General features: G+C 35.4%; 13 protein-coding genes. 5 read left to right on the forward strand and 8 right to left on the reverse strand.

Features of this window, described 5'->3' with window-relative positions:
* Positions 1-25: 25 nt before the first annotated feature.
* Positions 26-688, reverse strand: a complete 663-nt coding sequence (locus B0I10_RS11290) for an alpha/beta fold hydrolase (RefSeq protein WP_112086617.1) — start codon at positions 686-688, stop codon at positions 26-28.
* Between the two features lie 175 nt (positions 689-863).
* On the opposite strand from B0I10_RS11290, the gene B0I10_RS11295 reads away from it, so the two are divergent.
* Together B0I10_RS11295 and B0I10_RS11300 are read left to right on the forward strand one after the other, a co-directional pair.
* Positions 864-1145: a GNAT family N-acetyltransferase gene (locus B0I10_RS11295; protein ID WP_112086618.1), complete on the forward strand. Its 282-nt coding sequence runs from the start codon at positions 864-866 to the stop codon at positions 1143-1145.
* Positions 1142-1768: a class I SAM-dependent methyltransferase gene (locus tag B0I10_RS11300; RefSeq protein WP_112086619.1), complete on the forward strand. Its 627-nt coding sequence runs from the start codon at positions 1142-1144 to the stop codon at positions 1766-1768. Before B0I10_RS11295 ends, B0I10_RS11300 begins: the two co-directional genes overlap by 4 nt.
* A 6-nt stretch (positions 1769-1774) precedes the next feature.
* Here B0I10_RS11300 and mtaB read toward each other — a convergent pair whose 3' ends face one another.
* Positions 1775-3109 carry a tRNA (N(6)-L-threonylcarbamoyladenosine(37)-C(2))-methylthiotransferase MtaB gene (gene mtaB, locus B0I10_RS11305; protein ID WP_112086620.1) on the reverse strand — a complete coding sequence of 445 codons (1335 nt, stop codon included), beginning with the start codon at positions 3107-3109 and terminating at the stop codon, positions 1775-1777.
* A gap of 211 nt (positions 3110-3320) precedes the next feature.
* On the opposite strand from mtaB, the gene B0I10_RS11310 reads away from it, so the two are divergent.
* The 3 genes from B0I10_RS11310 (at position 3321) to B0I10_RS11320 (ending at position 5937) form a co-directional block, all read left to right on the forward strand.
* A complete protein-coding gene (locus B0I10_RS11310; RefSeq protein WP_112086621.1) occupies positions 3321-3830 on the forward strand; it encodes a pyridoxamine 5'-phosphate oxidase family protein in 510 nt (169 codons plus the stop codon).
* A gap of 97 nt (positions 3831-3927) precedes the next feature.
* Complete coding sequence (locus tag B0I10_RS11315; RefSeq protein WP_112086622.1) at positions 3928-5526, forward strand: ABC transporter substrate-binding protein; 1599 nt, start codon at positions 3928-3930, stop codon at positions 5524-5526.
* 108 nt (positions 5527-5634) lie between these two features.
* On the forward strand, positions 5635-5937 hold the full coding sequence (locus B0I10_RS11320) for a hypothetical protein (protein ID WP_146740349.1): 303 nt from the start codon (positions 5635-5637) through the stop codon (positions 5935-5937).
* Positions 5938-6040: 103 nt separating this feature from the next.
* Here the strand turns inward: B0I10_RS11320 and B0I10_RS11325 are convergent, their stop codons facing one another.
* The 6 genes from B0I10_RS11325 to B0I10_RS11350 all read right to left on the reverse strand — a co-directional run bounded on the left by B0I10_RS11325 (position 6041) and on the right by B0I10_RS11350 (position 13453).
* Positions 6041-7216, reverse strand: coding sequence for a GlmU family protein (locus B0I10_RS11325; RefSeq protein ID WP_112086624.1), 1176 nt, complete (start codon positions 7214-7216; stop codon positions 6041-6043).
* 88 nt (positions 7217-7304) lie between these two features.
* Positions 7305-9359: an FG-GAP-like repeat-containing protein gene (locus B0I10_RS11330; RefSeq protein ID WP_112086625.1), complete on the reverse strand. Its 2055-nt coding sequence runs from the start codon at positions 9357-9359 to the stop codon at positions 7305-7307.
* Positions 9360-9388: 29 nt separating this feature from the next.
* On the reverse strand, positions 9389-10804 hold the full coding sequence (locus B0I10_RS11335; protein ID WP_112086626.1) for an Ig-like domain-containing protein: 1416 nt from the start codon (positions 10802-10804) through the stop codon (positions 9389-9391).
* Between the two features lie 118 nt (positions 10805-10922).
* Entirely contained in the window at positions 10923-12287 is a 1365-nt protein-coding gene (gene rmuC / locus B0I10_RS11340) for a DNA recombination protein RmuC (RefSeq protein ID WP_112086627.1), read from the reverse strand.
* Between the two features lie 71 nt (positions 12288-12358).
* Positions 12359-12601 (reverse strand): hypothetical protein, encoded by a 243-nt coding sequence (locus B0I10_RS11345; protein WP_112086628.1) that lies wholly within the window; start codon positions 12599-12601, stop codon positions 12359-12361.
* An 81-nt stretch (positions 12602-12682) separates the two neighbouring features.
* The gene (locus tag B0I10_RS11350) at positions 12683-13453 is read right to left on the reverse strand and encodes an ABC transporter ATP-binding protein (protein ID WP_112086629.1); all 771 of its coding nucleotides are present in this window, start codon (positions 13451-13453) and stop codon (positions 12683-12685) included.
* Positions 13454-13480: the final 27 nt, after the last annotated feature.

A 13480-nucleotide genomic window follows, 5' to 3' on the forward strand; every position in this document is an offset into this window, starting at 1 on the left:
GTAAAACTACAAAAATCAGTCCAACTCAACTAGTATTTAAAATAATTTTTGGTAAATTTTCGTTGAACCATTTAAATTTATTTAAGATCATAATATGTGTTCCACCCTTTACAACGATAGAATTCTTGATGTATTTTATCGGAAAAACATCATCTGCATCACCGTGAATGTGAACTATCGTTGAGTCAGGTTCAGTTCTATCCCAAAGAATAATTGTTTCAATCGCCCAATCTAAATAGCACTTGTCACGCACACATAAATAACGGTCATATAATTTTAACCGTTGCTTAACCGCATCACCGTAAGCAAACTTTGTCAAGGCTTCAACATTTTGCACTAAACCGGTGGGTAATAATTTATACACTTTGGTCGATTTTGCAATCTTTAATCGTCTGGGAAATTCCTTATTCGATTTTACACTCGAAATAATAATTGTTTTTTGAACAGGAATTATCATAGCCATTTCCTGCACAATTACACCACCAAAAGAAACACCAATCAATACCGGATTTTTATGCTGAATATTTTTCGATAATCGCGTTACATAAGCAGTAAGAGATTCTTTTGGATATGGAATGATCCATTCCAACAAAAATATTTCAAATTGATCCTCCGGTAATTCGATACGTTCAAAAATTGACGTGCTTGCGGCTAATCCGGGCATGAAATAAACAGGAATTTTATCCATCACACTAATTTACGTACTAAAATTAAAACTTTACGATGAAACTGCCTTGAATAGGTTGTTAATTTAGTGATAATTTTAGCATTGGCAGACATTAACATTCTTTTTGAAAGAAAAAATTTTAAATATCCGTACCTTTGCACGAAAGAAATTTCACTTTTCCTAACCCAACAAAAGTATGGAAATAAAAGACAATCAATTACTAAGACAATTTGAAACCCAAACCGATTTCGGTTTATTGGTAATGGAATATGCTATGCAAGAGCGAAAATTGTTTTTAACAAAATTGAATCATCCTGATGATTTAGAGTTAGAAATTATTAATGATTTTATTAAAGCTGTGTTGGCAATTGCCGTTGAAAGAAAATTTAAAGTTGTTCCAACCAATCCAAAATTAGCTCATTTTTTCAGAAAAAATCCGGTTTATAAAGAGTTATTACCCCCTGGCATTAAATTATGAAATGTCCTTTATGTACGAGCGAAGCAAATCATTTTTATACCGATAAAAAACGCGAATTCAATTTTTGCGGCAACTGCTTTGCCGTATTTTTAAATCCGAAGAATTATATTGCTGAAACCGAAGAACAAAAGCACTACGAATTTCATAACAACGACGTAAACGACGCTGGTTATCAACAATTTGTTTCGCCAATTGTTGATGAAATTAAGAAAGATTTTACTCCCAAACACAAAGGATTAGATTTTGGTTCTGGAACCGGACCGGTCATTACCAAAATGCTTCGCGATGAAGGATTCTCCATTGCAGAATATGATCCGTTTTTTGCAAACAATCCAGAGGTTTTAAAGGAAAAATACAATTATATCGCTTGCTGCGAAGTGATTGAGCACTTTCATCATCCGTACAAAGAATTCAAAAAATTATATAATTTGCTTTTACCCGGCGGAAAATTATACTGCAAAACCGATTTCTTTTCGGAAAAAAATAATTTTGATTCGTGGTATTATAAAAATGATCTTACACATGTTTTCTTTTATCATCCTAAAACAATGGATTGGATTAGTAAAAATATAGGGTTTTCTAAATTTTATATTAATGGGAGAATGACGGTTTTTGAGAGGTAAATCAATTTAGATAGAAACAAAATCCCTCACAAATTCCATCCTAACCGAACCATCCTCATCAATCTTGGTCAGTTTAATTTCTTGTAAAGTATTCACTAATTCAGGATTCCAAGGCGTTTTTATTTTCACATAATTTTCTGTAAAACCGTGAATATACCCTTCTTTGTTTTCGGCTTCAAACAAAACAGTTCTTGTAGTTCCGAGTTGACTTTCATAAAAAGCTCTTCGTTTCTTTACGGATAATCCGCGAAGCATTTTACTTCTTTTGGAGCGAACATTGGCCGGAATTACATTTTCCATTTCAGCTGCTTCGGTATTATCTCTTTCAGAATAGGTAAAAACATGCAAATAAGAAATGTCCAAATCATTCAAAAAATGATAGGTTTCTAAAAAATGTTCGTCTGTTTCACCAGGAAAACCTACAATTACATCCACACCAATGCACGCATCCGGCATGACTTCGCGAATTTTGTTCACGCGATCCACATACAATTCACGCAAATACCGGCGTTTCATTTTCTTTAAAATGTCATTACTTCCCGATTGCAACGGAATGTGAAAATGCGGCACAAACGTTCGGCTTTTCGATACAAAATCAATCGTTTCGTTCTTCAATAAATTGGGTTCGATAGAAGAAATTCGCAAACGCTCAATGCCTTCTACTTCATCCAACGCTTGAACCAATTCTAAAAAAGTATGTTCGTGTTTTTTGTTGCCAAATTCACCTTTACCGTAATCACCAATATTCACACCGGTTAACACAATTTCTTTGATGCCTTGTTGCGAAATTTCTTTGGCATTATTCAACACATTTTGCAATTCATCACTGCGTGAAATCCCACGAGCCAACGGAATGGTGCAATACGTACATTTATAATCACAACCGTCTTGTACTTTCAAAAAGGCACGCGTTCGGTCGCCAATCGAATAACTTCCTACGTAAAAATTGGCTTCTTCAATTTCACAAGAATGCACTTCGCCCAAATCGTTTTTGGTCAAATCATTGAGATAATCAGTTATTTTGAATTTTTCGGTCGCACCTAAAACCAAATCCACACCATCAACAGCGGCCAGTTCTTCGGGTTTTAATTGAGCATAACATCCAACAGCAGCCACAAATGCTTTCTCGTTATTCTTCAACGCTTTTTTGACAATTTGTTTGAATTGTTTATCAGCATTTTCCGTTACTGAACACGTGTTAATTACATAAATATCAGCAACTTCTTCAAAATCAACCCGTTCAAAACCTTCTTGTTGAAAATTTCGAGCAATTGTAGAGGTTTCTGAAAAATTCAGTTTACAGCCAAGCGTGTAAAAAGCGACTTTTTTATTATTTTTCATAGCTAGCGTCCATTAATGAAATCGTTGTCAAAGATTGAACGCCGCAAATTTACAAACAATTTTAAAATACACTGGTTTTTTCAAAACCGATTTAGTCGCAATTATTAATTATATAACAATTTCTCAAAATAATGTAATGCAAAATGCACAAAAATGATGGAATTTTGAAAGTAACCTAAAAAATTAAAAAATCGTTTAAAAACCTATAACTATGTCTAAAGAAAATTTATTTAATGAAGAAGGAACTGCTAAGCTTAAAGAATTAGCTGAGAAAGCCCGAAACTGTATGTTTATTACCAATTTGAAAGGAAATTTACCGTTTAACGCAAGACCAATGAGTTTGCAGGAATGTGATGAAGAAGGAAATCTATGGTTTATTAGTAGTAAGGAAAGCAATAAAAATATGGAAATACTACAAGATAATCAGGTTCAACTCTATTTTATGAACAATGGGGATTATGAGTATTTATCTATTTTAGGAAATGCATACATATATGACGATAAATCAATGATAGACGAAAAATGGTCAGTTTTTGCAAATGTGTGGTTTGATGGGAAAGAGGATCCAAACGTTAGTATAATTAGAGTGCAACCTTCTGAAGTTTACTATTGGGACACAAAATCCGGAAGATTTATTTCAATGCTACACTTTTTTGGAGCGATTGTTAGCGGTCAAAAATCGGATAACTCAGATGGAGTAGAAAGAAAAATAACTGTATAAGTAAAAAGAAATCTCGGAAGTTAATATTTTTGTTTATCATTCCTAAAGTAATCGACTTGCTAATCTATATATTTGTAATCGAGATTATAATTACAAGATGAAGATTACAAGATTTATCCTTTTTTTGTTCCTACTATTAACTTTTGGATGTACAGATTCCAAGAAGAACAAAAATGTAAAAGATGTTTTCAGGTATAATGAAAGTGCGAACATTGCCACGTTAGATCCTGCATTTTCGAAATCGCAAAACATCATTTGGGCGTGTAATCAATTGTTTAACGGATTGGTTCAACTGGATGACAGTTTGCACATTCAACCCGATATTGCCAAACGTTGGACGATTTCCAAAGATGGCAAAACCTATCAATTTGTACTTCGGAACGATGTGTATTTTCACAAGCATCATTTGTTTGGGAACGATTCTACCCGAACCGTAAAAGCAACTGATTTTGAATACAGTTTGAATCGTTTAAAAGACGAAAAAAATGCTTCGCCCGGCGGATGGATTTTACAAAATGTAGAAAATTTTCAAGCCATCAACGATACTATTTTTGAAATAAAATTAACCAAATCTTTTCCGGCTTTTTTAGGATTATTATCGATGAAATATGCGTCGGTTGTTCCAAAAGAAATTATTGAAAGTCCGAATTATGATTTCCGAACCAAACCCATCGGAACCGGCCCTTTTCAATTTAAATTTTGGGAAGAAAATGTAAAATTGGTGTTGCGACGAAACCCGATTTATTTTGAAAAAGATGAAAACGGAAAGCAATTGCCTTATTTAGAAGCCGTTGCCATTACTTTTTTACCTGATAAGCAAAGTGGTTTTTTAGAATTCATTCAAGGTAAAATTGATTTTGTTTCCGGTTTGGATCCCTCCTATAAAGATGAAATTCTCACGCAAAAAGGCGAATTACAACCAAAATATGCAGATGATGTAAATTTGATTAGCGGTTCCTACCTAAACACCGAATATTTAGGTTTTCGAATGGATGGTTCGGATCAAACGATTTTGGATAAACGTATTCGTAAAGCCTTAAATTATGGTTTTGATCGAGCTAAGATGATTACGTATCTTCGAAATAACATGGGAATACCGGCAACAAGCGGAATCATTCCAAGCGGAATGCCGAGTTTTAATAACCAAGAAGGCTATGATTTTGAACCTGAAAAAGCTAAATCGTTGGTAGCCGAATTCGTCAAAGAAACAGGCATTAAAAAACCCAAAATCGTTTTAAGTACGAATGCCACTTACATTGATATTGGTGAGTTTTTACAACGCGAATGGCAAAAAATTGGTTTGGACGTTGAAATTGATGTCAACCCACCGTCGACATTACGCCAAGCGATTGCGACCGGAAAAGTGACATTTTTTAGAGCGAGTTGGATTGCCGATTATCCTGATGCAGAGAATTATTTGTCGCTTTTTTACAGTAAAAACTTTGCTCCGAACGGACCAAATTACACGCATTTCTCAAATGCCAAATTTGATGCGTTGTATGAAAAAGCCTTTTTAGAAACCGATGATGCCAAGCGATTTGAATTGTATCAGCAAATGGATCAAATCATTATTGAAGAAGCTCCGGTTATTTTGCTTTTTTATGATAAAGTGGCACGGTTTACACGAAAAAATGTGGAAGGTTTGGGGATTAATCCGTTGAATTTATTATCTTTAAAGAGAGTTAGAAAACTTTAAACCTAAGCTCGCAAAAGTAATTTTCTCGCAAAGACGCAAAGTCGCAGAGAAAAACTTTGCGACTTTGCGTCTTTGCGAGAAAATTATAAAATAATTCAAAAAGAGATTATGCCCGGAGAAGGTTCAATGTTGCACGCTTTAATCAGTTTGAGAAACAACAAACGCAATCGAATTGACAAATTAAAACGTTTGGAAAACACTTCCAATGAAACGTCTGAGTTTGTGAATCATGTGCAAGCGACACCTGAATTATTGGAATCTATTCGTGAAAAAATGCAGGCGGAACGAAAAGTTGAACAGAAAAAACTAATTATTAAAATCGTTTTATTTTTGATTGTACTTTCTATCGTTATTTATATTTTCAATCATAATTGGAAATGGATTGAAGGATTCTTCTTTAAAGTAAAATGATTTTTAACCGCAAATCTCGCTAAGGTTTACACGAAGAACGTTAAAATTATTTCTCGCAAAGACGCAAAAAAACTTGGCGTCTTTGCGAGAAACTACAAATAAATCACTCCTTCCTCCACTTCTTCGTCTCCTCAAACACATGTTCCAAAATCCTTGCATCTTCTTCTGTAAATTCCACATGACGGCGAGACATGACGATTCGAGCGGTTTCAAACGCTTTTTTGGTGATGTAAGTAGAAAATCCCGCTGCTCCACCCCAACTAAAACTCGGCACAAAATTTCGTGGAAATCCGCTACCAAAAATATTGGTAGAAACGCCTACGACAGTTCCGGTGTTAAACATGGTGTTGATGCCGCATTTGCTATGATCGCCCATCATGAGTCCGCAAAACTGCAAGCCGGTTTTTTCAAAACCTTCGGTTTCGTAGCTCCATAATTTTACTTCTTCGTAGTTGTTTTTTAAGTTGGAATTGTTTGAATCGGCTCCAATGTTACACCATTCGCCCAACACAGCATTTCCTAAAAATCCATCGTGACCTTTGTTGGAATAGCCAAAAAGAACAGAGTTGTTGACTTCACCACCAATTCGACAATGTGGTCCAACGGTGGTTGCTCCATAGACTTTGGTGGCTAATTTTACCTGTGCTTCTTCGCATAATGCAAATGGACCGCGAATCACAGAACCTTCCATGATTTCAGAATTGTAGCCAATATAAATTGGGCCGGTGGATGCGTTTAAAGTAACAAATTCAAGCTTGGCTCCTTTTTCAATAAAAATATTTTCGGGATTGATGACATTCACACTTTTTGGAATGGGTTGCGACGTTCTTCCTTCGGTTAAGAGCTCAAAATCTTCTCGGATGGCGGCATCATTTTTGGAAAAAATATCCCATGTATGTTCAATGCGTAAACCCTCTTCGTTGTAATCGATGATTTCATAGGTATCAAAATCTACTTCTTCTTGCGTATCATTCGTATAAAAAGCAACCACTTCTTCGCCTTTAAAAATGGCTTGATTTTTTTCCAAACTTTTAATCATCTCCACCAATACTTCGTTGGGAAGAAAGGACGCATTGATTAGAATATTCTCTTCCATTTCCACCATTGGATATTTTTCTGATAAATAGTCTTCGGTAATCGTTGTGGTGGTGTATCCTAAATATTTCTCCCATTTTTCGCGAATGGTTAAAATTCCGATACGCAGGTCTGCTACCGGACGGGTGAATGTAAAGGGTAAAAGTGCCTTGCGAACCGGTCCGTCAAAAAGTATATAGTTCATGTTGTTTGTATTATTTTTTGAAATTCAAAGTTATAAAAAAGCCCTCACAAAGGAGGGCTTTTTCAAAATTTAGTTTGGCTAGGTATTTTTATTGTTTAATCAACTTGTGGGTTGAAAGTGTTCCTTCGCTGTCTTTTGCTAAAAGAATATACGTTCCTGTTGAAAGGGATTGAATTGAAAAAGTATCATTTACAACTGGTGAAGCTAATACTTTCTTTCCGTTAATATCATAAATCTCTGCAGAAACTACTTGTGAAGTAGCTGAAGATTTTATAGTTACAACATCTTTTGCAGGATTTGGATAAACAGAAAAACTTGTAAATGCATTGTCGCCAACACTTAAAGTACCACCTTCAACAACAGCTAAAGTCTGATTAATTTCTACATTATCAAAAGTATCAATAACACCCGATGGCCAACGTACGATTACTTGATCAATGGCAGTAGCCTCTCCAATACCAAAATGGATATTAAGAGTACTCATGTACTCAAAACCTTCTCCACTTCTTGCATCGCGAATTTGTTTTCCCCATGCACCGTAAATTTCGATTCGGGCACCAATTCCGTTTCGGTTACTTTCTACTCCCTGTAAAGTCAATTTAATCCAATTGTTTGAATTTCCATTGTTTAAACGCAAGGTATTTCCCGTTTGAAAATCCAAAAAACCATCATTGTTTAAATCACCCACAGCACTAACTCCAAAACCCGTTGATGCAGCAGTAAAAGTACCATCACCTAGATTATACATAATTTTACTTCCTCCACCCATTACGTCAACAAAACCATCGTTGTTAAAGTCATGTGCAATATGTTCTATACTTGTACTTGTATTAGTATCCCAACCGGAACCTTCAGTAATGTCTGTAAAAGTTCCGTCACCATTATTTCGCATGAATTTATGTCCGCCATCAGTAAAGGAGCTTGCACCAACAATAACATCCATATCGCCATCGTTATCAAAGTCTGCCCAAGCAGCTGACCAAGTTTGAAGTGGGTCACGAAGATTAGATTCTACTGATACGTCCGTAAAAGTTCCGTCTCCATTGTTTCTGTGAAGCTCATTAAACTTAGCACCACTAGATCCACCTCTACATTTTGCGATAAATAAATCCTGGTCTCCATCATTATCATAATCAATCCAAATAGAACCATAATTTCCACCAGAAGGGAAAATACCTAAGGAAATTGCACCTGGAGTAACATTGGATTGGTAAAAATCAAATTCACCGGTTCCGTCATTTAAAAAATAAACATTAGGTTGAACATCATGACAAGAAAAAGCATCTAAATGCCCGTCGTTATTTAAGTCGATGAAATTTGTTCTTTGGCAAAAAACATACGGTTCAAAACTAACTTGATCAAAACCAGTTCCTGATTCATTTGATTTCATAAAAGTTACACCACTTCCACCGCCATACATTAAATCATTTATACCATCGCGATTATAATCACCGGCTGCTAAACTCCAACTCGGCATATTTTCTGCCGGTGTTGTTGGGTAATCGGTCATGGTAAAAGTGCCATTCGCATTTTGAGTATGGATACGAATATTACTAGAACTTACTCCTACAATGTCATCTAAAAAATCACCATTCATGTCTACAACGCAAATGTTATATTGACTGTTAATGCTACTAACATTCATGTTACTAAAGGTAACTGGATTTCCTGGTGGTGTTTCGTAAGGTGTTTCTAATAATTGAAATGTAAAGCCGTTAGACGTCCATTTATTATCAAATGCGATCAAATAAGTTGTATTGGCTGTTACTATAAATGTATCTACAGAAGAATAGTTATTACTGCCTACACCACTGTCATCATCGCCGGCAAAGCAAGTCAAACTTCCACAACTTCCTGTATATACGTGAAAGCGAGTATCAACTCTAGGCGTATTTTCATCAATATCTGTTGTAATAGTTACCGTAAAATCTTCACTTGGGGTATAACTAAACCACTCCGATTTTGGACTATTAGTTACCACACCATTATTTGCGCATATTGGAGACGCAACATCAGTGCCAAGGATTTCCTCTACTTGATAAAGTCCGGCTCCATTCAACACAGTTGGCTCGGCACAAGTTGACTGAGCTACCGCAGAAAAAATTCCGGATAGTAAAAATAAAATAAAAGTAATTTTCTTCATAATGGTTAATTAATTTAATTTGTTTATGATTATTCACAAGGGTCAAGTGAGTTTATCCATGCCTCTATCAATTGTAAGCCTTCTTCGTGTACCAATGTTCTACCGACTAATGGCATCATTACAGCCGTATCGGTTGAGCCCACTCGGTGATGTAACATAGAACGATTGATATTTCCGGGAGTTACAATTCTTCCTAATGCAGAAGGAAATCCTGCCATGTCTTGCGTATCTACGCAAACACCCATATTCACTAAGTCTGCTGATTCACTAAAAGCAAAACGCATGGGTCGATAATCGCAATGACTATTACTCTGATGACAATGAGCACAATTGATATCTACATAAGAACGTGCACGTAAATCCAAAGACTGTGTTTCGTCTTTGTAATTTACAGTCGTTAAAATGTTTGAAGGTATAGTATTTTCAAGATACCCCATTTGAATCCATTTTGCCAATTGGTTTTGAGAACCGGTAACATAATTGTAAGGTACGTTAATATTTTGTGGTTTGATTCCGATTGGAATAGCAACCTCATTAGATTTGTGACATACAAAACACTCTCCTTCTGATGGAATTCGGTAATTAGTGCTGCGTTGAATATTGTTTTCATCTAACCAGGTAACTGACGTATTACTGCCATTCATGCTTAGAAAAGCCTCTGTTTGTTCGGCATTCCAGACATATTCAGCAAATATCCAACCCGTTGTCTTACGGATCATTAATCTCGATTCAATAATTCGAGTGGTATTTGAGGGTTGAACGTTATTGTAATAAAAGTTTTTGATGATTACGGCTCCAGTCGGCAATTCTAGAACATTTCCATCTCCATTATAAGTCGCTAGGGTTCCTTCTGGCATCCAAACAAATCGCTTTTTTAAAGCATAGTCTGTAAATAAAGAACTTGCTGGCTCATAGGGCAAAACACCCAAGGTAGGATTTTGGTCTTTCATTAAACCCACAAAAAAATTGTAATCGGATAATTTAGCATAGGGTACTTGAGACAAATCAACTACTACACCGGAAACTACCGTTAAGGCTATGGTTGCTGCATTTGAAGAATTCCCTTGAAAATCCATTACTGTGTAAGAGACAATGGTTGGATTTCCTAAAAAAGTAAGAACGGGACTAAAATTCACAACTCCCTCGCTGTTAACACTCCAAACACCTTCTCCGAATACTTCTTTTCTGTCCAATGTCCCATTCGAATCAGTATCTACACCATCGACTAAACTGACAGTGGCAGGATCAACTTCATCTCCGGTTGTATCATTTTCAAGCACGTTGATGTCAACTGGCATACCTGCCGTGTACGTCAAAACATCATTCGTAGCAATCGGTAAATCATCAACAGGTGTATATTTATCATCATCTGAACAAGAGACGACGAAATAACTCAACAAAACAAATGAAAATGCAAAAGGTAAAAAAGTGTAATACTTTTTCATATAGTATAATTTTTATTTCAAAATAACATATTATTTATCTAATGAACAAGTTTTTAGTCCAATAAGTTTGAATTTATCGTTAATTAACCATTTTAATCGATATATTCATTATAATAACCTACAATTCTTCGTGCGACTCTTCGGCTCGTTTTAATATGTTTTCAGGAAGTGCTTTTTTGGCTTTAGCTCCCATTTTTCGTAAACGCTCTACACTGCCCACTAGGTTTCCTTTCCCTTCTACCAATTTTCCCATGGCATTGCCATATTCCACTTTTGCTTCGTCCATTTTTTTGCCGATTTTGATTAAATCGGAAACAAATCCTTCAAATTTATCATATAAAGCTCCGGCTTGACGGGCAATTTCCAAGGCATTTTCTTGTTGTTTTTGATTGGTCCACATACTATCAATCGTTCGCAACGTAGCTAACAAAGTTGTCGGTGTAACAATGATGATATTTCTTTCAAAGGCTTTGTTATACAACGAATTATCCTCATTCAAAGCAATGGCAAAAGCGGATTCAATCGGGATAAAAAGCAATACAAAATCCGGACTTTCCATTTGATACAAATCGTGGTAATTCTTTTCACTTAATTGTTCCACATGGCGTTTGATGGAAGTAATGTGTTCTTTTAAAAAAACCGCTCTTTGCACATCATCTTCTTCATTAGCATAACGTTCATAAGCAGTAAGCGAAACTTTTGAATCCACAATCATTTTCTTTCCATCCGGAAGATTAATCACCACATCCGGAAAAACACGGCTACCTTCTTCAGTAGTAAAACTTTGCTGCACTTCGTACTCTCTCCCTTTTTCTAAACCTGATTTTTCCAAAACTCGTTCCAAAATTAATTCGCCCCAATTGCCTTGCATTTTGCTATCGCCTTTCAACGCTTTTGTCAAATTGAGTGTTTCCTTGCTCATTTGCTCATTCATTTCTTTCAACCCTACAATTTGCTGACGGAGAGCGGCGTGATAATCGATACTTTCCTTGTGCGTATCTTCCACTTTCTTCTCAAAATGCTGAATTTTTTCCTGTAAAGGGGATAAAATATTTTTTAAATTCTCTTTATTTTGTTCAGTGAATTTTACCGTTTTTTCTTCCAGAATTTTATTGGCTAAATTTTCAAACTCTTTAGTAAATTTTTCCTGCAATTCTTCTACTTCTTGTTTTTGCTCTTTGTTGCGTTGCCAAAGATTTTCAAAATCGGCTTCTTTTTTGGTCAATTGCATCGATAAAGAATCTTTTTCTCGGCGAATTTCTTCTTTATCTTTTCGTTCTAATTCTAAATTTTTTGAAAATTGATTTTGCTCTTCCTGAAAACGTATTTTCAGTTGCTCAATTTGTAATAAAAGTCCATTCACGCGTTCTTCCAAACTGGATTTTTCTGATTTGGATTGAGCGGTAAACAATAGTTTTCCAATATAAATTCCGATGGCTAACGCAAGAATAAATACGATGGTAAAAAGAATAATGTCTGACATGTGGCGATGATTTTTTGAAGAGTAAAAATACGCAAAAGAAAAACACGAACACAAATCAAAAAAGAAAAAATCTAGCGGACTATTTTAAATAAAGAAACTCCAAAAAAAGTAAAAACTAAAACTAAATGAACAATCAACCAAGCTTTCTGCCAAATGGGTCGTTCATTAAATGCTTGTTGTTTATTAAATGGGTCAAAAGCCAACGCAATCCCTAACATCATTGCAGCATCACCAAAATTTTTTGAAAAAATAGCATAATACAATCCGAAAAGAACAAAACCACCGTATAAAAATTTGTAAAATTTAGCATCCATAACTATTTCATTTTAAGTTTACTAATTAGTAGTTGACAAACTAATTTGTTACTAAAATGAATGTAAAAAAATCGTTACGTTTTAAATGATTACAAACTTGCCTTTGGAAGCATCAAATTGAATATGTTCGTTTTTAAATAAGGTAGAAAAAACACCCGTTGAAATTAAATTGCAAGGTTGATCTTGAATGACCGTTTTTCCATCCATCACAATCATTTCATCACTCAACTGAATCGCTAAATCGATATCGTGGGTAGAAAACAAAATGCATTTTTGAGTTTCTGTCGTTAACTTTTTCAAGAGTTTAAATAGCGAAACTTTATGCAATAAATCCAAATGCGTGGTAGGCTCATCCAGCACAATCAACGGCGTGTCTTGAGCCAACGCTCGTGCAATTAAAACTTTTTGCAATTGACCATCACTAATTTCATAATGTTTTTGATTCATTAAATGATTGATTTCTGTCAACTCGATTGCCTGATCGATTTGTATTTTATCTTCATTTGATAATTTCCCAAGCCAATTGGTATAAGGTTGTCTTCCCAGAGCAATTAATTCATAAACGGTTAAATTGCTTGGTGGTAATTTTTCTGTCAACACCACACTGATTTGTTGAGCTAAAGCCAAAGGTTCAAACGATTCAATTGGTTTTTGGTTTACTAAAACGGTTCCCGAAAGTGGTTTTTGTATGCCGGTAATTGTTCGCAATAACGTTGATTTTCCGATGCCGTTGGCTCCTACTAAACCGATTAATTTTCCCGATTCCAAACTAACTGCGACGTCAGAGGCTACCGTTTTGGTGGTTCCTTTGGAAGTGTAGCCGATGCTGAGTTGTTGCGTTTGGAGAATCATTTTTTGAAGGTGCTAAGGTGCTGAGAT

This window comes from Flavobacterium lacus, assembly GCF_003268815.1.
In the GTDB taxonomy this organism is placed as follows: domain Bacteria; phylum Bacteroidota; class Bacteroidia; order Flavobacteriales; family Flavobacteriaceae; genus Flavobacterium; species Flavobacterium lacus.

What these genes read in the sequence shown, in the direction of transcription:
- B0I10_RS11335 (WP_112086626.1), bottom strand. Translation starts at nt 10,804, where the DNA reads ATGAAAAAGTATTACACTTTTTTACCTTTTGCATTTTCATTTGTTTTG.
- B0I10_RS11295 (WP_112086618.1), top strand. Translation starts at nt 864, where the DNA reads ATGGAAATAAAAGACAATCAATTACTAAGACAATTTGAAACCCAAACC.
- B0I10_RS11330 (WP_112086625.1), bottom strand. Translation starts at nt 9,359, where the DNA reads ATGAAGAAAATTACTTTTATTTTATTTTTACTATCCGGAATTTTTTCT.
- B0I10_RS11350 (WP_112086629.1), bottom strand. Translation starts at nt 13,453, where the DNA reads ATGATTCTCCAAACGCAACAACTCAGCATCGGCTACACTTCCAAAGGA.
- B0I10_RS11310 (WP_112086621.1), top strand. Translation starts at nt 3,321, where the DNA reads ATGTCTAAAGAAAATTTATTTAATGAAGAAGGAACTGCTAAGCTTAAA.
- B0I10_RS11320 (WP_146740349.1), top strand. Translation starts at nt 5,635, where the DNA reads ATGCCCGGAGAAGGTTCAATGTTGCACGCTTTAATCAGTTTGAGAAAC.
- B0I10_RS11290 (WP_112086617.1), bottom strand. Translation starts at nt 688, where the DNA reads ATGGATAAAATTCCTGTTTATTTCATGCCCGGATTAGCCGCAAGCACG.
- rmuC (WP_112086627.1), bottom strand. Translation starts at nt 12,287, where the DNA reads ATGTCAGACATTATTCTTTTTACCATCGTATTTATTCTTGCGTTAGCC.
- B0I10_RS11300 (WP_112086619.1), top strand. Translation starts at nt 1,142, where the DNA reads ATGAAATGTCCTTTATGTACGAGCGAAGCAAATCATTTTTATACCGAT.
- mtaB (WP_112086620.1), bottom strand. Translation starts at nt 3,109, where the DNA reads ATGAAAAATAATAAAAAAGTCGCTTTTTACACGCTTGGCTGTAAACTG.
- B0I10_RS11345 (WP_112086628.1), bottom strand. Translation starts at nt 12,601, where the DNA reads ATGGATGCTAAATTTTACAAATTTTTATACGGTGGTTTTGTTCTTTTC.
- B0I10_RS11315 (WP_112086622.1), top strand. Translation starts at nt 3,928, where the DNA reads ATGAAGATTACAAGATTTATCCTTTTTTTGTTCCTACTATTAACTTTT.
- B0I10_RS11325 (WP_112086624.1), bottom strand. Translation starts at nt 7,216, where the DNA reads ATGAACTATATACTTTTTGACGGACCGGTTCGCAAGGCACTTTTACCC.